Origin of the sequence: Halobacillus halophilus DSM 2266 (assembly GCF_000284515.1) — a bacterium.
Classification (GTDB): Bacteria; Bacillota; Bacilli; order Bacillales; family Halobacillaceae; genus Halobacillus; species Halobacillus halophilus.
Window position 1 is genome coordinate 3980951 of sequence record NC_017668.1, and the last position, 19814, is coordinate 4000764.

Consider the following 19814-nt stretch of genomic DNA (forward strand, 5'->3'; position numbering starts at 1 on the left):
CTCAGGTCATCCAATATTTGGATGACCTGAGGTGGAATTATTTGTCTATTAGATTTCGACGGTCCAGCCGTGATCGTCTTCTTTTCTTCCTCGCTGGATTCCGGTTACGGTATCATAGAGCTTCTGAGCTACTGGTCCGATCTCATGATTATTAACGACCATTTTCTTCCCGAGCCAGTTGAATTCCCCTACCGGAGAAATAACAGCAGCGGTACCTGCTCCAAATGCTTCTTCCAATTTACCTTCTTCATAGTACTGATACAGTTCCTCAATCGAGATTCTTCTCTCATTCACCGTCCAGCCCCACTCTTTCAGCAGTTCAAGAATAGAGGTCCGGGTAATTCCTCTCAGAATGCTTCCACTTAAAGCCGGCGTCACAATCTCTCCATCAATCTTGAAGAAGATATTCATACTGCCGACCTCTTCAATGTAGCGCTTCTCAACACCGTCGAGCCAAAGTACATCGGCATTCCCTTCTTTACTCGCCTTGGCCTGGGCCTGATAGCCGGAGGAGTAGTTTCCGGCTGTTTTAGCCATTCCGGTTCCTCCCTTCACCGCACGTGTAAATTCTTCTTCGACATTAATCGTGACCGGACGAATGCCGCCTGAAAAATAAGGACCTACCGGTGAAAGAATGATCATAAACTTATACATCTTCGAAGGTGCCACAGCAAGGCTCGGCTCCGTCGCTATAATGAACGGACGGATATATAAGGACGTGCCTTCAAATTCCGGCACCCAGTCCCTTTCCAAATCGATCAACTTTTTCAAATAATCCATAACGGCTTCTTCATCAATCGGCGGAATGCTCAATCGTTCGCTGGAAAGATTCAAACGCTCGAAGTTTTTTTCAGGTCTGAACAGCAGTACACGACCATCATCGGTACGATACGCTTTCAAGCCCTCAAATACGGTCTGGCCGTAATGAAAAATCATGGCAGCAGGATCAAGGGTCAGCGGTTCGTAAGGAACGATCCGCGGCTCATGCCACCCTTTGCTTTCTTCATAATCCATCACAAACATATGGTCCGTAAATGTTCGGCCAAAAGGGATCTGGCCACTATCCGGTTTTTGCTTTCTAAGGCGACTTTCTACAGTAGTTAATGATTGAGTCATAGGACAAATCTCCTTTTCCTGTCTTTGTTTACATCTATTCATTAAATGAACAAAGGATTAGATATTAGTATTCATTGTACGTGTAACGGCTGGACTTTTAAAGAGCCAGGTCTCCATTTTTAGAAAATTTCAACAGAGGACTGACCTGTATTCCACTTACACTCACTTCAAAGCGGTCTTACCCAACGTAAAAGACTAAAAGCAGTCCCCTTCACGAAGTACTCCCCCTTCTCATTTTTAAATGTTTTACAATTTGTGGTATTTTAAAATAAAAATTAAGTTTATCCAAGCTAAGGGGATTTGTTTTTCATCGGTGAAGAATACGAAGGGAGGATATAATGAATAAGTTTATGAGGATAACTGGGTTATCGGTAATGATCTTAACTACTATCTTATTTATGATTGATCTACTAAGGGAAGATTATGATCTAATAAATTACTGGTCTGTAGGCGTCATGCTGTATTTATTTACTGCAGGGTATAGAGAGTATTCAGAAGAAAATCGAACAATTTCGGGGGTACTCATGATGATCCTCACAGGTGGAACATTACTTACAGTATCAATCATGGTAGTAATCAGATGATTTTATCCTTCGATCAAGTCATTCCTAAAAAACTGAAGGATCCTCGGTTCAAAAGAAATCCGCTTTCAGCTCTATAGCCCCTGCCCCGATTTTTGCTATACTTTCCTTAGTCAGTAAAATGGAAAAGAGTGGTGACTCCTTGTGTTTAAAATCCTATTGGTCGAAGATGATGCGACCCTATATACAGAAATGAAAGACCGGTTAGCCCAGTGGTCCTATCAGGTTCATGGAATTACGGATTTTTCGAAAGTGATGGAAGAATTCACGGCCACCATGCCGCATCTTGTGATTATCGATATCCAGCTGCCCAAGTATGACGGCTTCCACTGGTGCCGCATGATTCGGGAACATTCCAACGTCCCGATTATCTTTCTATCTTCCCGCGATCACCCGACCGATATGGTCATGTCCATGAACCTGGGGGCTGATGATTTTGTACAGAAACCGTTTCACTTTGAAGTCTTAATTGCCAAAATTCAGGCCGTGCTCCGGCGTGTGTATAATTACAATGCGGAACCTCCCGCGCTGAAAACGTGGCTTGGTGCGACCATCGATTATGAGCGCAACCGGGTTCAACACAACGAGCAAACCATTGAGCTTACAAAAAACGAAATGTTCATCCTGAAATTACTCGTGGAACGGAAAAACAAAATTGTCAGCCGTGAGGATTTGATTACTAGCTTGTGGGAAGATGAGCGATTTGTCAGTGATAACACACTCACGGTGAATGTGAACCGATTACGGAAAAAGCTATCCGACCTCGGTCTTGGCGGTTCCATTCATACAAAAGTCGGGCAGGGCTATACGGCCATCGAAAAGGCCGAATCATGATCCGGAAATTTCTCCTGGAAAAAATCAGCTGGATTGGTTTCTTTCTTATCCTTCAGCTTCTCGCCCTGCTCCTCGCCTATGTAGATACGAATCTATCCCTAAGCTCGATGTATTATTACACGTTTTTATCGTCGCTCCTCTTTCTGATTTTTTTATTTATCCGGTACCAGAAGGAAACCCGATTTTACAGAGAGATGAACGACCGAGCAGTCAATCTCGATGTGACCACGATTCCCGATGCAGAAAGCCCGTTTGAAAAGATCATCGAGACGAGCGTGATCGACCAAATGGAACAGTTAAAAAAGGAATCCTCCCACAATCATTCGCTGTTAGAGCAGGAAAAAGACGACATGCTTGCCTGGATTCATGAAGTCAAAACCCCGCTCACGTCGATGCATTTGATTTTTGACCGCATCAGCGACCAGAAAACACGATCCCAGCTCACCTACGAATGGCTGCGAATTCACTTGTTGCTCGATCAGCAGTTACATAAAAAGCGAATGCCTTTTATCGAAAATGATTTATACATGGAAGAAATTCAACTGGAGCCGCTGATTTTCTCAGAATTGAAGACCCTGCAGTCGTGGTGTATTCAAAAAGGGATCGGCTTTGATATCGATTTGGAAGTGGCGTCTGTACTATCCGACAGCAAGTGGCTCGCCTTTATGCTCCGGCAGCTCCTCACCAATGGGGTTAAATACAGCGAAGCCTCTGAAATTATGGTACGCAGCTTCGAAGAAAATGGACAAACCAGGCTGGCTGTAACCGATACAGGACGCGGAATTGACGCAAGAGATCTGCCGAGGATTTTTGATAAAGGCTTTACGTCGACAATGGCTCACCACGATCATGGCGCCACAGGAATGGGGCTGTACTTAACTCACAAAGCTGCCGACTCCCTGAACATTAACATAGAGGTCGATTCTAAACTTGGAGAGGGCACGACGTTTACGCTGATATTTCCTAAGCGGAATGATTTTGTGGAAATCCGAGATCTATAGTGTGGTAAAAAGCTTGTAAAAAGCAACGATTTTTTACAAGCTTTTTTGTGTTGAACGTAGAAAAAAGCACACCTCCCCCGGAGCATGACTGATCGATATGACAAAAATGTCACTTTGTATTGGTTCATTGTTAGGTCATTGAAAGGAAAAAGAATCGAGAAATTTATACAATAAAATTAACAAATAAAGGGGGAAGCGAGATGAACATTTTAGAAGGATACAAAATTCACAAAAGCTACGGCAACAAGTTTACGAAACAGCATGTGCTGATGGGAATTGATATGAGTATAGAAAAAGGGGAATTTGTCAGCATTATGGGCGCGTCCGGTTCCGGCAAAACGACCTTGCTGAACGTCCTCTCTTCCATCGATCGTGTGAGTCACGGGACCATTACGATCAACGGAGAGGAAATTACCGGCCGCAAAGACAAACAGCTGGCGGAATTCAGAAAGCATCATCTCGGCTTTATTTTTCAAGAATACAACTTGCTCGATACCCTAACGGTGAAAGAAAATATTCTCCTGCCGTTATCGATCGCTAAAGTTTCAAAAAAAGAAGCGAACCGGAAATTCGATGCGGTAGCGGAAGAGCTGGGGATTACGGATGTCCAGGATAAATACCCAAACGAAATTTCCGGAGGTCAGAAACAGCGTACGTCTGCGGCACGCGCCTTTATCCACGAACCAAGTATTATTTTTGCGGATGAACCGACCGGAGCGCTGGATTCTAAATCCGCTTCTGACCTTCTCAATAAACTCAGTGATTTAAATGAAAAGAGAGATTCCACGATTGCGATGGTTACCCACGACCCGGTCGCCGCCAGCTACTCAAGACGCGTCATTTTTATTAAAGACGGGCAGATTTATACGCAATTACGAAAAGGCGACCAGACGCGGAACGCTTTTTTGAAAGACATTATGAAAACACAGGGCGTGCTTGGCGGGGTGCAGTATGAACATTAACCAGATCATTCTCCGCAATTTGAAAAAGAACCTGAAAAATTATTACTTATATGTATTTGCGCTGATTTTCAGTGTGGCGCTCTATTTTGCTTTTGTTACCTTGCAATATGACCCGGCCATGGATAGTACGAAGGGTACACTGAAAGGCGGCGCGGCCGTTCGGGCAGCATCGGTCTTATTAATTGGCATTGTTGCGGTGTTCCTCATTTATGCGAATAACATTTTTATTAAACGGAGAAGTAAGGAAATCGGCATGTTTCAGCTGATCGGTATGACGAAAAATAGGATCTTCCGCATTCTTAGTGCGGAGAACTTAATCATTTATTTTGGTTCGTTGATCATCGGGATCTTTCTTGGTTTTGCTGTTTCAAAGCTGATTCTCATGATTTTATTCCAGATCACAGATGTAGAAACGGCAGCTACCCTGAGATTTTCGCTTAAAGCTATGGTGCAGACACTCGGCGTCTGTGGCGGGATCTATGGGCTCATTATGGGAATGAACTACCTGTTCATTCAGAGGCAGACGATTCTTTCCCTTTTCCGCACCTCTTCCAAAACCGAAGGCAAAGTAGGCCGGATCTCACTATTTGAAATCATTATGGGGATTCTTGGGCTTGGACTCATTTCCACGGGATATTATGTTTCTTCCCAGCTATTTTCCGGGTCGACAACCTCCATGAACAGCTTGTTCGGAACAATGATTTTTATTCTCGCATCCGTCATCATTGGCACGTACTTCTTTTATAAAGGATCGGTACGGTTTGTGGCGAATATCATTCGAAAGAATAAGCAGGGCTATATGAATATTAATGAAGTGCTGTCTCTGTCATCAGTCATGTTCCGCATGAAATCCAATGCGATGCTGCTGACGATTATTACGACGGTATCCGCTCTTGCGATTGGGCTCTTGTCCTTAAGCTACATCTCTTTCTATTCTGCCGAAAACTCAGCAGGAAATGGCACTCCGGACGATTTTTCGTTTGTGACAGAAGCGCAGGCGGAAGAGTTTACTGAAAAGCTTGACGGAATCCCTTACACCGAAGAGAAGATTGATGTTATAAGGGTAGCCGTTAATGTGGAGGAGATTGTAGGCTCAGATATGGAAGGGATGGCTTTCCAATCAGGAGAAATGACACTGGCCGTGATAAAAGATCAGGCGGTCCCTGGAATTGATGTTGGTGAAAACCAGACCATCTTCACCGGCTTTTACGATGCCCTGCAGCGAATGATGCAACTGGAAGACTCAGGAGAGCTAGTGTTTAAGGGAAAAGAAGAATCCTTTACTTTAAACTTTTTAGGAGTTTCAAAACAGAGCGTCCTATCTGGTTACTTTTCTGGAGGAGGTCTGCCCACTGCGGTCGTAGATGAAACTGTTTATGAGAAGCTGTCCCAAGATTTAAATCCTAAACTCCAGGGAGAGTACTCCCAATACATTGGTATTAACCTGGAGGCTGAAGATCAGGTGGAAAAAGCGGATGAAGTGTTCCAGAGTCTTGCTCTTAGCAGTGATGTAGGAACCGCATCAGATTACGCGATTACTCAAAACCAGAAACAGAATATGGGACTCGTCATGTTTATCGTCGGTTTCTTAGGACTCACCTTCTTAATCACATCCGGATGTATTCTTTATTTCAAACAAATGGATGAAGGCGAAGAGGAGCGACCGAACTATACAATTTTAAGAAAGCTTGGCTATACGAACCGTGATTTACTGCGAGGCATCCAGGGCAAACAGGTCTTTAACTTTGGCATCCCGCTGCTGGTTGGACTCCTGCACAGCTACTTTGCAGTCCAGTCAGGCTGGTTTTTCTTCGGAACCGAGCTATGGATCCCCATGTTCATCGTGATGGGCGTCTACACCGCTCTCTATTCCATATTCGGCTTGCTCTCCGTCCTCTACTACAAACGCATCATCAAAGAAGCCCTGTAAGTTTGATCATTTGATCGTTTGATACATTTATTTCCACCTCAGGTCATCCAGAAACTGGATGACCTGAGGTGGAATATTTTGGGGCATCACTTGCTCAGTCGGTTTTCGTAGAGTTGTTTGTTCTCTTCGTCGAAGCAGACGAAATAGACGTGTTCGATTTCTTCGTGCTCCTCTAAATAGTCCTGAACGGTGCGGATCGCAATTTCGGCCGCTTCTTCTTTAGGGAAGCCATAAATGCCGGTACTGATATTCGGGAAAGCCACGGTTCGAAGGCCGTGTTCCGATGCCCGTTTCAGGGAATTGCGATAGCAGTCTGCCAGCCGGTCCGCCTCATTTTTATGACCTCCATTCCAAACGGGGCCAACGGTATGAATCACTTTCTCAGATGGCATCTTTCCTGCTGTCGTCACCACCGCTTCACCTGTTTCACATCCGTCAAACTTCTTACTCTCTTCCATAATCGATGGACCGCCGGCCCGGTGAATCGCTCCATCAACACCGCCGCCCCCGGCGAGCTTTTTGTTCGCGGCATTCACGACCGCATCGACCTCCATTTTGGTAATATCCCCCTGGATGACTTCGATCTTATGATTCACATGTACCCACTCCTTTTGAATATAATGTAAGCATGTCCGACTTACGGAAGCTTGTTCATTTGTTATAGTAAAGATAGAGAAAGTTTGAGGTGAAGTTATGGATCCGGAAAATCTACTCCATAAAGTCAGCAAGCACACCCCGTCCATCCTTGGAAGTAAAAATTTCGTGAAATTCGCGATTCTGCTTCCGCTTATCGAAAAAGATAACGAAACACACGTCCTGTTTGAAGTTCGTTCTCATAAAATGAGAAGGCAGCCCGGTGAGATCTGTTTTCCCGGCGGCAGAATTGATCTGCAGGATCCCGACGCAAAAGCAGCAGCCCTCAGGGAAACAAGGGAGGAACTGGGCATACCTGAACGGGATTTGCTGCACGTTCACCCCCTGGATTACCTGGTTTCCCCTTTTGGAATGATTGTGTATCCTTATGCGGGCTACGTTAACCACCCTTACAGCGCTGTTGATCCCAATCCGGATGAAGTCGGTGATGTATTCACGGTTCCCTTATCCTATTTAATGGAAACCGAACCCGAAATCCATCACGTGGGATTCGAGGCAAGACCTAAGGAAAATTTCCCTTTTGAATTAATTGAGGGAGGCAAGGACTACAACTGGCAGACGCGCCAGTTCGAGGAGTACTTTTACAAGTATGAGGATAAAGTGATCTGGGGGCTGACGGCACGCATTCTCTCCCACTTTATTGACATGATTTCTTCTGAAAACTAAGCAGAAAAGCAGCTTCCCAACGCGGAAGCTGCTTTTTTCGTTTGAATCAAAACGTATATATGTACTTCCAGTTAACGGTCGACATCTTAAGGAAAAAAAGAGAAAACAGCGGAAGCTATTCCAACTATTAAACTCACAAAAATTAAAGTCTTCAATGTGCGCTTATAAACTTGATGCTCTCTTCGATTCACCTCATAAATATCCCACAAAAATTGTAGAAGGAGAATAATAATTAAAGACACACCTATATACATACTAGGTACTCCCCCAAAAGACATCGCCAAAACTGTAAATAAAGCCGAAAAACCTACTATAGATTCCTCTTTCTTTATTTTCTTCTCCATCTCTTCGTCCATAACATCCGTCCTTTCACCACATACTCCATTAAGAAGAGCTCATAGCGTTATCCAGAATATAAACAGGGCCGGCTAAAAGAATAGAAAAAATAATCGCTGATTTAAATCTTCTCTGTAAGTACATCCCTGCGATTAAAATAACCACAATAATTAAATTGATTATGATAACAAGGATAGAGATAATCTCCGAGTAATCCCGAAAAGCATACGAGGAGACCACAAAGATTAATATCGAGATAGGAATGGTAAAATAAGAAGAAATCTTTTCGAACTTTTCCACTATGTAAAACACCCCTATCATTTTACAGTTTGAACCAATTCACTATACTTCTCAATCTGCGCCATCCACCGCCCCACTTTATCAAAATTAATAAAACATAGAATAAAACCTTTTTATGGATAAAAGCATAGGATAGATGAACCTTTACTTACCGGGAGGACCATTATCTATGAATTACTATCCTTATCCTTCGTACCCCCAGGACTTTATGCGTTCACAAAAAAAGCTCATTCAGGCAATTGAAAAAGCGATTAACGGTGAATACAGCGCGATTTCCTGCTACAATAAGCTGGCGCAGCTCGCGCCGGACAAACTGACTAAAAAACGCATTGAGGAAATACGCAGAGATGAACAGCGTCACTATACAGAGTTCCGCAGGCTCTATACCCAATTAACCGGAGGCGGACAGCCGACGCCGCAAATCACTGAGGAATGCCCCGATTTCTTTGAAAAAGGCATTGCCCTTGCCTTCAATGATGAACAGGAAACGGTTGATTTTTATTTAGATATAGCCGATCAGGCTCAAGACCCCTCCGTAAAAGCAATCTTCCGCCGTGCTGCTGCAGATGAACAGAACCACGCAGTCTGGTTTTTATCTTTTCAGATGAAAAGTGGTGGAAATTCGGAAAATGAACGTCAGACGGAAGAGGAATTCGGCGCTAAGGGAGCCATGAATGCTTCCACTTTAACCATTCCTGACATGCTTACTTACGCGATGCAGGATGAGTATCTAGCCCAGGCCAGGTATGACGACATTTTAAACGCGTTCGGAAATGTTCGTACATTTGCACGGATCAAAGAAGCGGAATTACGGCATATCGCTGCTTTAAATACGCTTTTTACGCGCTATCAGGTGCCATTACCTGAGGACATCTCCCAGGTATTTGTCGTAACCCCCGAAAATATTAAAGGAGCCTATGGGGCTGGCGTTCGAGGCGAAATCGATAATATCGCGATGTACAACAAATTCTTAACGTATCAGCTTCCTGCCGATATGAGGACAGTGTTTACGCAGCTTCGAGATGCATCGGTGAATCATTTGGCTGCATTTGAGAGAGGGCTCGAGCGAGAATAGAGGCAGAGCCCCTCCCTCTTTCGGAACGATGCCCATTAACTTTTTTATAAAAAATGCTTCCGAAGGCTTTGATCAAGTGCATCCGGGGTCCTTATGATGTACGTCTACGCTTCCGAATGACAAAGAACAACATGACACCTAATAGAAGGACGCCCGCCGCTGTCAGAATAATATTTCGAACGTTCGGAACCGCTGCTTCCACCATGAGCTCTGTGGTTCCGGCGGTTTTAATATTCCACGTTAATACATCGCCGTTTACTTCATCGGCATTGTGATCCTCAGGGGAAATCGGCAGGTCCAGCGTGAAGGTCAGATCCAGCTGATTGGAAACGAGCTGCTGCATCCCGCCTAATAAACCTGAATTTTCAAGATCCAGTTCCCCTTCGACACGGTACGTTTTCGTAAAAAAGCCATCCTCCACGGACACATCGAGCGGTACATTACTCATGGAACCTCCTGTGCCAGTCTCACTAACAGCGCCCATTGAAGGGATCACCTGCATATCCTGAGCATTCTCAAACGACTCCGTGGCTTTAAACCCCTTGTAGCCTTCTTCCGTATAGGATTCGACGGTATAGCCTTGCGCTTCCAATTCATCATTAACGGAGCTTAGCATAGTCTCTGCACGCTGGCCGAACTGCTCATAGGTACTCTCTTCAACTCCGAGTGTGATCGTACTTGTTCCGCTGCCATCTTTATTAATTTTTACACCTATATCTCCCTGCACGCAGGCGGTTAATAGAATAAGCAGACCGGCAGCTATAAGTATCCAGGTTTTTTTCAAGGTCATCTCCCCCATGTATATGTATGTACTTATCATTATACGGGAAGGCAGCGGAAGACTTAACGAAAAAAATCGTCACGTGATGCAATCATAAAGAAAAGACTAAGTAACATAGACTCCTGCCACGTTTCCGAGAAAGGATGCACGTCACGCATGATTCCCTGAACGCTTGGAGATTATAAAAGCAGGAGGGATCATCATGAACGAGCGCAACTTATCAATTGAAGAATTTAACGAACTTCTGCAGCAATGGAGCGGGAACACCATCCGGATTACGAAGCACGAACTTCGTGACCAGGACACCGTTTATATGAACTTAGATCATATTGATTACTCGAAAGATACGAGAAGAATGGACGATTATGAGCCGATGCACGCTTTACACCTGCACGGTACAGGCAGAACGGAAACGGATGCCCATAATGTTCAGCCGCTTCCATCTACGTATTACGAGATTCCTTTAGAGGACTCTACTCAGTACCAGTTTGGCGAGAACCATTTCTCCCTTGTGACTGAGCGGGGCACCTATACCATACAGCTTATCCATTATTAAAGTGCAGCGTTTGTCCGGAGAGGACAGGCGCTTTTTTAATGAGGAAAAATGTCAGACGGAATTCCTTGCACTTCTCCCCTTCCACACCCGATACTAGAAATAGAAACCTTCTAAGACAAACTTCATGAACTCTCTAAAACTTCATGAAAGAGGAGATAGCTATGAAAAAGAGGATTCCCCTTCGATATACAGGTGCTTTTCAAAACAAAGCCTCTGGCAATCCCGGCGAATGGTATCTCGGTGAAACCCCCAATCCCGTCTCGGAAACCAAACGCCCGATCCTGTTCGTCCACGGATTTAATCGATCCGCTGACACCTGGTATGAGAGCAATGACATGTATGCGACCGCTTACGAGAACGGCTACGAAACTGCCTTTATCGATGTATATCCGGACCGAAACATGTGGGAGAACGGAGCTTTACTCGCACAAAAAATAAAGGAAATCTACCAGCATTTTGGAGAAAAAATCGTAGTGGTCGCCCACAGTAAAGGTGGCCTTGATACGCAGGTCGCTCTCGTTCACTATGGTGCCGATCCCTATATCGAACGAATGATCACGCTCGCCACTCCTTATTACGGTTCGCAACTAGCGGATTTAGCCTACAGCCGCTGGGCCAGCTGGCTGGCGAATATACTCGGAAGTAAAAATGAAGCCACCTACTCCCTGCAAACTGGCTACATGAGCCAGTTCCGCTCCGAAACAGACAGCCAGCCCAATGTATTACAAACCCCGATTTATACTTTAGCAGGTACGAAATGGGGCCGCTTCGGCACCTCCTTATACTGGGGCGGATTATACTTACGTGCTTACGGCAGCAATGATGGAGCCGTGACGGTGAATAGCTCGCGGTTAGTGTATGCAACCGACATCGGCGCCGGTGACTGGAACCACACGACCATTAAAGAAGGTTCTGCCACCTTCAACAAGTTTGCGCCTTACTTACAAGAGCAGGTGGAATCATTGGCGAATCACCAGGCCGCAAGCACTGCCCATGGCGTGCATGAGCCCGCTGCCAGCAATTATATAAGCGGCGGAGAATTTACCGGTACGAAGACAGAAACCATCTATGTGGAAAAAGGGGTTCAGGAACTGACCGTCAACTGGGCAACCGCTCAGGCTTCCACCCGTTTGATTCTCACCGATCCGAGCGGCGGAACACACGAGAAATTCACCACCACTCATGATGAAACTACTTTTTTCGAAGGAGCTTACCACCATACGTTTGCCGAGGAGAACCCTGAACCAGGAGCGTGGACATTAGAAGCAAGTTCCCTCCAGCAAGAGCATTACTTATTGACGGCCTCCTTTACGAGCCCTCTCAATAATTTACTCAGCACGGCTCTTTCCAGCGAGGACAGAAAGCTCAGAATCAACGCTCAGAACCTGGAGTTTCAAACCGATGTAACGATCGATTATTACAAAAATGGCCAGTTGCAGCTCAGCGATATGAAAGCCAGTCAGGTAAGCAAAACCGACTTCCACGTACCCGACCTCGGCGAAGGTATGTATAATATGACGATGAATATTCACGGAAGCTATGCCCAGCAGCCTTTTCGACGTACCATCATTCAATCCATTTATGCAGATGACCACGGTAACCTCTACTAAAGCGAGCGGAGCGAGGGCCTCTCCGCTCCTGTAATCTTTTGTAGATATTTGTAAAATGATTATCATCTTAGCTTAATGTCCCTGAAACCTCCTTGGAAAAATTCTCTGTTAGACTAAGGATTAGTTTGAAAGACACGCACTATTCAACATACATCGTTTCAAAACGACAGGAAGTACATAAATCAGATACACAAGACAGCCCTCTTTCAAACTTCTATTGCCCAACGTCCGCAGGAATTTACAACAAGGAGGAGTTTGAATGTATAAATCTAGATCATCCGTACGAAAATATGTGGTTTCATCCACTATGGCCGCAACCATCGTCCTCTCGCCTATGGCAGCTCAGGGTGTATTTGCGCAGGCGAATCCAGACCAAATAGAGGAAAGTGACGCTCAAGAGTCTTCAGAAATTTCCTTCCTGCATAAAGGGGATCAAGGGGAAAGTGTAGAAGCTCTGCAAACTAAACTTCAATCGCTTGGTTATTATACATATAGCCTGGACGGCCTTTTCGGCCCGATTACCGAAGACGCCGTGGAAGAGTTTCAAGCTGATCAAGGTCTCAAGGTAGATGGATTGGCGGGACCGAATACAATGGCCGCGCTATCATCCACCGAAGATACAGGTAAAGAGACTGATGAAGATGAAGCTCAAGATGAACAGGAAGCAGAAGAAGCACCTGAGGAAGAAGTATCAGCTTCTGGAGAAGTGGATTCCGAATCCAGCGAAGTGGCTGAGGTTGCCGAAGATCTCATCGGCGTCCCTTATGTCTGGGGCGGTACCACACCAGACGGTTTCGACAGCAGCGGCTTCATTCAATATGCTTATGAGCAAGCCGGAATAGACCTATCCCGTACGCACCGTGCGAATTGGAGTAATAACGGCGAATTCGTCGAGTCACCGGACGTTGGGGATCTTGTCTTTTTCGAAGACACCTATGATGTAAACGGCGCTTCTCACAGCGGCATTTATGTAGGGGATAACAAGATCGTTCACGCAGGAAATGACGGTATTGAATACGCCGATCTGACGAATGACTACTGGCAGGACCATTATTTAGGCACGAAGTCTTTTGAATAATAATTAGAAAAAGCTGACCCCCTGCATGAAGCTTTGGGTCAGCTTTTTGATTACATAGCTCTAGTAAATTTCCAAGTTGATTTGCACTAAAGCTCCCATTACTTGAAGACTCAGTTTCGAGACTTTTGAGAGAATTAGGTACTGCGGGGGACGATTTCGCTTTCCGGCCCTGCACGACGCAGGGTCGTTCGACGTTGCCACAGGACGTGGCGATCTTAGTCGAACATCCCTTGTGCTGAGCCTCCTCGGGCTTGACAGCCCTGCGGGATCTTACCGATCATGTTCATCCGGTTCTTACACTTTTTTAGTCTTAATCAAATATCAGAACATAAACGACATGGAGAGCTATCCAGCTCCAGCACCTAGCGTCTAGTGAGACTTCCCTCACTTCTGTACGATAAGGCAACATCGAATCGCTCCGCTCTTCGTGTTTTCTTTATCTCCGCCAGCTCAGTCCAGTCCATACGCCGCTGACCAAGGTGCTTCCGCTTTTAATCTAGGAGTCTACATCGTCCCCCTCCGGACCTGGCCGAATCAGAAACTCGAAACCACTAAATCTCCTGTCTGCTTGGTGAGAATAAGCATGGGATAAGGAGTGTATTTTCATGCTAGAACGATGTAAAAAGCTTGTCATATAAGCAATTAAGGCCTATTTAGAAGGAGAGCATTCACTTTTATGGAAGGGTCCGTTATTCTCACTCAGCTGGGTTGGTGGGGAAATGGCGAGACTCCCATGGGAGAAGGAACTAGGTGAGATCCCGCAGGGAGTGAAACGAGCGAGGAAGCTCACCGTTCCCCCATAGGAAAGCGAGTTATTTCCCCACCAGCCCTTTTCCATAACAACATAACGGATCCAAATTATCTCGAAACTGAGTCTTCAGCTAAACGGCCCTATTACGTAATCAACCTCTTATAAAAAATCACCCATAACTTTTTTACAAAGTCTCTTCCTTAGCGCTTACCCTAAGACGATTGTTTTTTGAGCATCTTCTTCACGACTTTGGCTGAATGCACTTTCGTATCCAGACACGGAGAGACTTCGGTTTCATAGTTCTGGTTCCTAAGAGCGTCTTTTAACTCGGAAATGGTATCACAATCCGGGAAGCGATTGTAGATCGATCCATACTGCAGGTACTGGTGCGTGTCACTGCCGCCTACTACTGGCGTGTCATACTGTCTGCCTAGATTTTCTACTCGCTGTTTCATCGTCTTGCCGTACTTGAATAAATCCTTGCCGTTAATATCAAATGCATCAAATTGACGCAGGATCTCCTCATCATGATGCACCCACGGAGTAGATTCTCGATAAGGGTGCGCCGCAATTTTAAGAACATCATAGTCAGCCAGAAATTCTACTAAATCCTTCACGTTTATAAACTGATCTTCCTCTTCGTGACCGATTAATCGTTTTCTGATGGCCTTAATGCTGTCACGATCTCCCACCACTAAAAAGTGGCCCGTTTCTTTTACATCAATTTCAATTCCAGGGAAAACCTTTAACTCACCTACCTGGTAATGGTCCCCTTGATAAGGAAAGACCTCTTCCATTTCTTCATAAAAGGATAAAAAGTTCTCTGCGTTAAAATGTTCGGTAATGGCCACAGCATCAAGTCCATTTTCATGGGCTGATCCCATTTTTTCTTTAAATTCTTCCGTAGATACGGGGATTTTTTTGGATAAATTGGCGTGTGTGTGGAAATCAATATTCATCATCGGATCCCTCTTTCTTTTCTATTTATAATGGATAATAGTTCCCTGCTGCGTAGATTACGAGTAAGATAGCGATGGAAAGCAGAGAAAATCTATAATCCTGGGTTGTCAGTTTCAGATGTGACAGCTTTTGTTTCTTAGCTTCTTTGTTATGAAGGGAATAAGAAAACCCTTTGACCTCTAAAGCTTCTACTGTTGTACGAGTTTTCTTCGCAGTGTTCAGCATCATCGGATAGAACGCTTTGACGACGATTTTGGAATAATAATAGACGGTTTTCCACTTCAGGATGCCGCCGTTCACTGGCGCTTTCCCTCTTAAGCGGAACGAAAGGATAATCTGCTGATACTCATCTAATAAAATAGGAAGCATGCGGTATCCATACGATACGGCGAAGCTGAACTGGGCTGGGACGCCGAAGCTTAGTAACGCATCACTGAGCTTCTCCGGGTCCATGCTGGCAAAGGCGGCAATACTCGCGATCGACATAATCGTTATTTTCATCGTGAAGGTAATTAAGGAGGAAAACGCAGCCCATTCCCCTCCGAACAATAATACTAAGAGGAGGATATAAAATAATTCTCCGATCACCCCTATCGTCAATAAACCTATGATCAGGGGGCTGACGCGTGAAACTAATGAAATAATCGTCGTATAGACAAGCAGACCTACCAGAATCGTCTGGTTAAACGTAAACCAGGGAAGCAGGCTGACAATGAAATACCAGACAATAATTAATCTCGGGTCTTTTTTTCCCATATAGGAATCTTTCTTACCGAAAGCGGTTTTCAATAACTCCAGTTTGATCCATTCTAAATTGTACGTTTTCTTCAAGCGGCTAACGAACTCCATAGCTCTCCTCCCTTTCTACATCGTTCATAAAATCGGAGATGGATAAAGCTACAGGATCTAACATCAACTGATTGGAAAGCTGAACAATTTGAGGAGGAATTAATCCGGCCCGGTCACAAATCTGCTCCTTGGCAAACAAGTCCACCGGTGCCCCATCAAAGACAATTTTTCCTTTATCCATAACAATCACCCGGCTGGCCCACTCGGCGACTAATTGCATATCGTGGGTAGCAATCAAGACACTTTTCACTTGCTCGCTGACTTGATGCAGGGTTCTGACCATCTCCTGACGGCTTTTCACATCAAGGCTTGCGGTCGGTTCGTCTAACATAAGCAGCGAAGGCTGAATCGCAAGCCCGATCGCTAACGAGGACCTTCTTTGCTGCCCGCCGCTCAGTAAACGTCCGTCTTTTTCAATCACTTCTTCCAGACGAAAAGAAGTAACCAGCTGCTGCAGGAAGTCATCCATCTGCAGTTCTCTTGAATCCGCAAAGAAGGATAAGTCTTTCGATATGCTATCCTCGATAAACATCTCTTCTGGATTTTGAAACACGTACGCTACGACCTGTGATAGTTTCTCGAGTGACGTCTTTTCAAGCTCGCACGGCCCAATATGTCCTGTGCCTTCTGAAGGTTTGATAATTCCAGCCAGACATTTCATCAGCGTAGACTTGCCGGCTCCGTTCGTACCGACTAAAGCAATCCGCTCTTTTTCTTTAATCGATAGATCAAGATCATCTAATATGGTAATTTTCTGGTTTTTCAGGGACTTGGCATAGTGGCTCACATGCTCAAGACTCACGATTTCTTCTGTATCTTCGTTTACTTCAGAAACACGCCTCTCTCTGCCTGTATCCTTCCTTTTATAACCCCCAAAGTAGTCCACGGCTTCATTGATGGTGATGGGCAGACTGTTTTTTTCCGGATTCCTGGCGCCAACAGCCGCCTGGGTCACCTGTGGCGGGAAGATCTGACGGACAAGTAGATCGTCAATCCGTTGAAGTCCGGTTTTCACATCATGCTTCCATAGCACGCCTCCCTGATCGAGCAGCGCTACATCCGAGCAGAAATCAGCGATGAATTCGGTATGATGTTCAATGACGATAATGGTCTTGCCATGCTCTTGTTGAAGAATTTTTAACTTCTCGTAAATTTCCTTCGCATGATGCGGATCCAGCTGCGCGACAGGCTCATCAATAATAAGGATCTCCGGATTTAAGGCTAAAACGCCTGCGATCGCTGTTAAGTGCTTTTGTCCACCGCTAAGCTGCCAGATACTTTTATCTTTAATATCCGTTAACCCCAGCACATCCAGGGCCCATTCGGCTTTTTCTTTAAAATCAGGTTCTCCGAAGTTTAAAGGGGCAAAGACGACATCCTCAAATACCGTCGGACGCATTAATTGGTTCTCGAAATCCTGATACACATAACCTACTTTCTGACTCAACACAGCGACAGCAGATTCATACATATTAATTCCGTCTACAGAAACGGAGCCTTCGAAGTCCCCGGTATAATAATGCGGAATCAGCCCATTGATGGTTTTACATAAGGTGGACTTGCCGCTTCCATTGCCACCGATAATCGCTAGAAATTCTCCCTTATTCACGGTAAGAGAGGAATCCTGGAGGACCCAATCCGTGCCTCCAGGATATTTAAAAGATACTTGATCGATCGTAATGATGGGTTCCTTCATGCTGACTTCCCTGCCTTACGCTGGCTGGAAGACCCCATCATTTTCACCGCGATCGATACTGCTACAACGAAGATGATAGCGGCAGCAGAAATCGGCAGCCAAATATACCCTTCTCCAAACTGTTCTAAGAACTCAGGCTCCCATACGGCGAAGTTAATATCCATCTCTGCCATAAATTCGGCCACGATTCCAACGAAGGTGAGGAAAATCGCGAGGATGACAAACCTTACCGACAACCATCCCGTCATAGAAGCTTTCACGCGACCTTCACGAGGCTTAATTCCGAGCAGAGGTTCAATTTTTCCATATAATCTGGGAATTAAATACAAGGTAGGAATCAGACCAAAAATAATGCCGGAAATTATCATTTCTGTCAGGAAGCTGAGTCCCTCAATCGCGAGGATCGATTCCGGCAATCCAGGCACGGCTTCTACTTCTTCAATGCCAAACCAGACCTTACCCACATCGACGATCGTACTTAGCATTTGATCAATGGCAATCCCGACAAGCGCTGCAATACCGATCTGCTTCTTACTTTTAAGATTGGTTACCAGCAGACCAGCAATGTACATGGCGAGTGTAAATTGAATAAAACCTTCTAATTCTCCAAGTCCACCAAAATCACCTAACAGTAAATCCCCAAAAATAATTTCGCCTACAGAAGCTCCTACTGCTGCATATAAAGGGTGAAAAAGCATAACTAATGACAAAGGAATAAAGGCAAGATACGAAACGGAAATTTCTACAGGACCTATTACAAATTCAGGCAGCAGCTCTGTGAATAAATTAGCCAGTCCAAACAAAGACATCGATAAAATAAAAATCATCATCTTCTGAGACTGCGAATACTGCTCACGGTTTAATTGGTTCATGTGAATGACCTCCCTAATATTTTTCTAATTCTTATGGTAAGAAACAAACGTAAATGGACTTCCCCGCTTTTCTATAAAGGTTTGTAAATAAAGTAAACATTTTTATAAGAATGAAAGTTTTTTTTCAAACGAAAAAGAAATCGGGTTATACTTCACGAGGGAGGGGTGGATATGGAGTCATTATTTTCACTGGAAGGAGTTCACTTAACTCCGAAGCAGAGAAGAATCGCCGATGTGGTGGAAAAAGAGGGAACGTCCATCGTTTATCACACGGAAAAGGAAATAGCCGATAAATCGGGGGTCAGCGTCCCCACGGTATCAAGGTTCTGGCCGCTTATCGGCTTTACGAATTTCAAGGATTTCAAGCAGGTGATGAAGGGCCGGATCGAAGTGACCCCGGAGAATAAATTTAAGAACTTCGCCGAGCAGATGGATGAAGATCACATCTTGAATCGACTGATTGAACATCATTTTAAAAATCTGGTTCAGACTGGCAACCATCTGAACAAAGAACATATGCAAAAAGCGATTCAGACGATCTGCACCGCTTCAGACGTATATATTTACGCACCCGCTTCATCGGAGGGACTTGGGGATCTACTAGAATTTCGGCTGAAACGGTTTGGTATTCGGATCGAACGGATCGCTAAAAGCGGATTTGAAGTCTACGAATCGATGCTGCACATGTCCTCAGCTTCGACCCTGATCGTTTTTCAATTTGTCGAGATGCTTGCTGAAACCCAGGCCTTATTTGAACATGCCAATTCCCTGGGAATGAAAATTATATTAATTACCGATCAATTGGTTTCGAACATGCATGAGTATGTAGACTATTCGCTTTACACACACCGCGGGGAAATGTGGGAATTCCATACGATGGTGGCCCCCGTCGCTGTTCTCGAGGCCATGGTGATGGGCGTGGGGCTGGAATTAGAGGAAGTATCACTGGAACGTTTAAAAACATTAAGTGACTTACGAAAAACGTATAAGCATTTAATACCGAAGTAAAATTATGGATCTGTTAAAGTTTATTGTTGATTATTCATAAGAGGCTTATTACACAATAGGGCCGGTTAGTTGAAGACTCAGTTTCGAGATATCTTGGGTCCGTTACAATATGAGGAGGGTGGGCTGGTGGGGAAATAACTCGCTTTCCTATGGGGAACGGTGAGCTTCCTCGCTCGTTTCACTCCCTGCGGGATCTCA

The 19814-nt window shown here is 44.8% G+C and carries 20 protein-coding genes; 11 read left to right on the forward strand and 9 right to left on the reverse strand.

The annotated features are described in order from the left end of the window. Window positions 1-48: 48 nt before the first annotated feature. Window positions 49-1116, reverse strand: coding sequence for a branched-chain amino acid aminotransferase (locus HBHAL_RS19440; protein ID WP_014645237.1), 1068 nt, complete (start codon window positions 1114-1116; stop codon window positions 49-51). Between the two features lie 338 nt (window positions 1117-1454). Between HBHAL_RS19440 and HBHAL_RS19445 the strand changes: the two genes are divergently transcribed. The 5 genes from HBHAL_RS19445 (at window position 1455) to HBHAL_RS19465 (ending at window position 6424) form a co-directional block, all read left to right on the forward strand. Beyond that, window positions 1455-1700: a hypothetical protein gene (locus HBHAL_RS19445; protein WP_041601472.1), complete on the forward strand. Its 246-nt coding sequence runs from the start codon at window positions 1455-1457 to the stop codon at window positions 1698-1700. A gap of 141 nt (window positions 1701-1841) precedes the next feature. Further along, complete coding sequence (locus HBHAL_RS19450; protein WP_014645238.1) at window positions 1842-2531, forward strand: response regulator transcription factor; 690 nt, start codon at window positions 1842-1844, stop codon at window positions 2529-2531. Further along, on the forward strand, window positions 2528-3532 hold the full coding sequence (locus HBHAL_RS19455) for a sensor histidine kinase (RefSeq protein WP_014645239.1): 1005 nt from the start codon (window positions 2528-2530) through the stop codon (window positions 3530-3532). Before HBHAL_RS19450 ends, HBHAL_RS19455 begins: the two co-directional genes overlap by 4 nt. Before the next feature lie 200 nt (window positions 3533-3732). Then, window positions 3733-4494, forward strand: a complete 762-nt coding sequence (locus tag HBHAL_RS19460) for an ABC transporter ATP-binding protein (protein WP_014645240.1) — start codon at window positions 3733-3735, stop codon at window positions 4492-4494. Then, window positions 4484-6424, forward strand: coding sequence for an FtsX-like permease family protein (locus HBHAL_RS19465; protein WP_014645241.1), 1941 nt, complete (start codon window positions 4484-4486; stop codon window positions 6422-6424). The genes HBHAL_RS19460 and HBHAL_RS19465 overlap by 11 nt, the downstream gene beginning before the upstream one ends. Window positions 6425-6510: 86 nt before the next feature. Here the strand turns inward: HBHAL_RS19465 and HBHAL_RS19470 are convergent, their stop codons facing one another. Further along, window positions 6511-7020 (reverse strand): O-acetyl-ADP-ribose deacetylase, encoded by a 510-nt coding sequence (locus HBHAL_RS19470; RefSeq protein ID WP_014645242.1) that lies wholly within the window; start codon window positions 7018-7020, stop codon window positions 6511-6513. A gap of 97 nt (window positions 7021-7117) precedes the next feature. Here HBHAL_RS19470 and HBHAL_RS19475 point away from each other — a divergent pair, with 97 nt between their 5' ends. Then, complete coding sequence (locus HBHAL_RS19475) at window positions 7118-7744, forward strand: NUDIX hydrolase (protein WP_014645243.1); 627 nt, start codon at window positions 7118-7120, stop codon at window positions 7742-7744. 86 nt (window positions 7745-7830) lie between these two features. Here the strand turns inward: HBHAL_RS19475 and HBHAL_RS19480 are convergent, their stop codons facing one another. Beyond that, window positions 7831-8100, reverse strand: coding sequence for a hypothetical protein (locus HBHAL_RS19480; protein ID WP_014645244.1), 270 nt, complete (start codon window positions 8098-8100; stop codon window positions 7831-7833). A gap of 28 nt (window positions 8101-8128) precedes the next feature. After that, window positions 8129-8380 (reverse strand): hypothetical protein, encoded by a 252-nt coding sequence (locus tag HBHAL_RS19485; RefSeq protein ID WP_041601473.1) that lies wholly within the window; start codon window positions 8378-8380, stop codon window positions 8129-8131. Window positions 8381-8549: 169 nt separating this feature from the next. Between HBHAL_RS19485 and HBHAL_RS19490 the strand changes: the two genes are divergently transcribed. Next, window positions 8550-9455, forward strand: coding sequence for a ferritin family protein (locus HBHAL_RS19490; protein WP_014645246.1), 906 nt, complete (start codon window positions 8550-8552; stop codon window positions 9453-9455). A 91-nt stretch (window positions 9456-9546) separates the two neighbouring features. Here the strand turns inward: HBHAL_RS19490 and HBHAL_RS20505 are convergent, their stop codons facing one another. After that, a complete protein-coding gene (locus tag HBHAL_RS20505; protein WP_014645247.1) occupies window positions 9547-10239 on the reverse strand; it encodes an LppM family (lipo)protein in 693 nt (230 codons plus the stop codon). Between the two features lie 199 nt (window positions 10240-10438). Between HBHAL_RS20505 and HBHAL_RS19500 the strand changes: the two genes are divergently transcribed. The 3 genes from HBHAL_RS19500 (at window position 10439) to HBHAL_RS19510 (ending at window position 13480) form a co-directional block, all read left to right on the forward strand. Then, on the forward strand, window positions 10439-10792 hold the full coding sequence (locus HBHAL_RS19500) for a hypothetical protein (protein ID WP_014645248.1): 354 nt from the start codon (window positions 10439-10441) through the stop codon (window positions 10790-10792). A 161-nt stretch (window positions 10793-10953) separates the two neighbouring features. After that, complete coding sequence (locus HBHAL_RS19505; protein WP_014645250.1) at window positions 10954-12402, forward strand: lipase/acyltransferase domain-containing protein; 1449 nt, start codon at window positions 10954-10956, stop codon at window positions 12400-12402. Between the two features lie 259 nt (window positions 12403-12661). Further along, entirely contained in the window at window positions 12662-13480 is an 819-nt protein-coding gene (locus HBHAL_RS19510; protein ID WP_014645251.1) for a C40 family peptidase, read from the forward strand. Between the two features lie 963 nt (window positions 13481-14443). Here HBHAL_RS19510 and HBHAL_RS19515 read toward each other — a convergent pair. The 4 genes from HBHAL_RS19515 to HBHAL_RS19530 are packed head-to-tail and all read right to left on the reverse strand — an operon-like array spanning window position 14444 to window position 18608. Further along, the gene (locus HBHAL_RS19515) at window positions 14444-15193 is read right to left on the reverse strand and encodes a PHP domain-containing protein (RefSeq protein ID WP_014645252.1); all 750 of its coding nucleotides are present in this window, start codon (window positions 15191-15193) and stop codon (window positions 14444-14446) included. 22 nt (window positions 15194-15215) lie between these two features. Next, the gene (locus HBHAL_RS19520; protein WP_014645253.1) at window positions 15216-16040 is read right to left on the reverse strand and encodes an energy-coupling factor transporter transmembrane component T family protein; all 825 of its coding nucleotides are present in this window, start codon (window positions 16038-16040) and stop codon (window positions 15216-15218) included. Continuing rightward, a complete protein-coding gene (locus tag HBHAL_RS19525) occupies window positions 16027-17736 on the reverse strand; it encodes an ABC transporter ATP-binding protein (RefSeq protein ID WP_014645254.1) in 1710 nt (569 codons plus the stop codon). Before HBHAL_RS19525 ends, HBHAL_RS19520 begins: the two co-directional genes overlap by 14 nt. Next, a complete protein-coding gene (locus tag HBHAL_RS19530; protein WP_014645255.1) occupies window positions 17733-18608 on the reverse strand; it encodes a hypothetical protein in 876 nt (291 codons plus the stop codon). The genes HBHAL_RS19525 and HBHAL_RS19530 overlap by 4 nt, the downstream gene beginning before the upstream one ends. A 171-nt stretch (window positions 18609-18779) precedes the next feature. Between HBHAL_RS19530 and HBHAL_RS19535 the strand changes: the two genes are divergently transcribed. Next, window positions 18780-19616, forward strand: a complete 837-nt coding sequence (locus tag HBHAL_RS19535; protein WP_014645256.1) for a MurR/RpiR family transcriptional regulator — start codon at window positions 18780-18782, stop codon at window positions 19614-19616. The last annotated feature ends 198 nt before the right edge of the window (window positions 19617-19814 follow it).

Excerpts from the sequence above, each read along its gene's own strand:
- HBHAL_RS19440 (WP_014645237.1), bottom strand. The coding sequence starts at position 1,116 with ATGACTCAATCATTAACTACTGTAGAAAGTCGCCTTAGAAAGCAAAAA.
- HBHAL_RS19445 (WP_041601472.1), top strand. The coding sequence starts at position 1,455 with ATGAATAAGTTTATGAGGATAACTGGGTTATCGGTAATGATCTTAACT.
- HBHAL_RS19455 (WP_014645239.1), top strand. The coding sequence starts at position 2,528 with ATGATCCGGAAATTTCTCCTGGAAAAAATCAGCTGGATTGGTTTCTTT.
- HBHAL_RS19460 (WP_014645240.1), top strand. The coding sequence starts at position 3,733 with ATGAACATTTTAGAAGGATACAAAATTCACAAAAGCTACGGCAACAAG.
- HBHAL_RS19465 (WP_014645241.1), top strand. The coding sequence starts at position 4,484 with ATGAACATTAACCAGATCATTCTCCGCAATTTGAAAAAGAACCTGAAA.
- HBHAL_RS19475 (WP_014645243.1), top strand. The coding sequence starts at position 7,118 with ATGGATCCGGAAAATCTACTCCATAAAGTCAGCAAGCACACCCCGTCC.
- HBHAL_RS19480 (WP_014645244.1), bottom strand. The coding sequence starts at position 8,100 with ATGGACGAAGAGATGGAGAAGAAAATAAAGAAAGAGGAATCTATAGTA.
- HBHAL_RS19490 (WP_014645246.1), top strand. The coding sequence starts at position 8,550 with ATGAATTACTATCCTTATCCTTCGTACCCCCAGGACTTTATGCGTTCA.
- HBHAL_RS19500 (WP_014645248.1), top strand. The coding sequence starts at position 10,439 with ATGAACGAGCGCAACTTATCAATTGAAGAATTTAACGAACTTCTGCAG.
- HBHAL_RS19505 (WP_014645250.1), top strand. The coding sequence starts at position 10,954 with ATGAAAAAGAGGATTCCCCTTCGATATACAGGTGCTTTTCAAAACAAA.
- HBHAL_RS19510 (WP_014645251.1), top strand. The coding sequence starts at position 12,662 with ATGTATAAATCTAGATCATCCGTACGAAAATATGTGGTTTCATCCACT.
- HBHAL_RS19515 (WP_014645252.1), bottom strand. The coding sequence starts at position 15,193 with ATGATGAATATTGATTTCCACACACACGCCAATTTATCCAAAAAAATC.
- HBHAL_RS19520 (WP_014645253.1), bottom strand. The coding sequence starts at position 16,040 with ATGGAGTTCGTTAGCCGCTTGAAGAAAACGTACAATTTAGAATGGATC.
- HBHAL_RS19525 (WP_014645254.1), bottom strand. The coding sequence starts at position 17,736 with ATGAAGGAACCCATCATTACGATCGATCAAGTATCTTTTAAATATCCT.
- HBHAL_RS19530 (WP_014645255.1), bottom strand. The coding sequence starts at position 18,608 with ATGAACCAATTAAACCGTGAGCAGTATTCGCAGTCTCAGAAGATGATG.
- HBHAL_RS19535 (WP_014645256.1), top strand. The coding sequence starts at position 18,780 with ATGGAGTCATTATTTTCACTGGAAGGAGTTCACTTAACTCCGAAGCAG.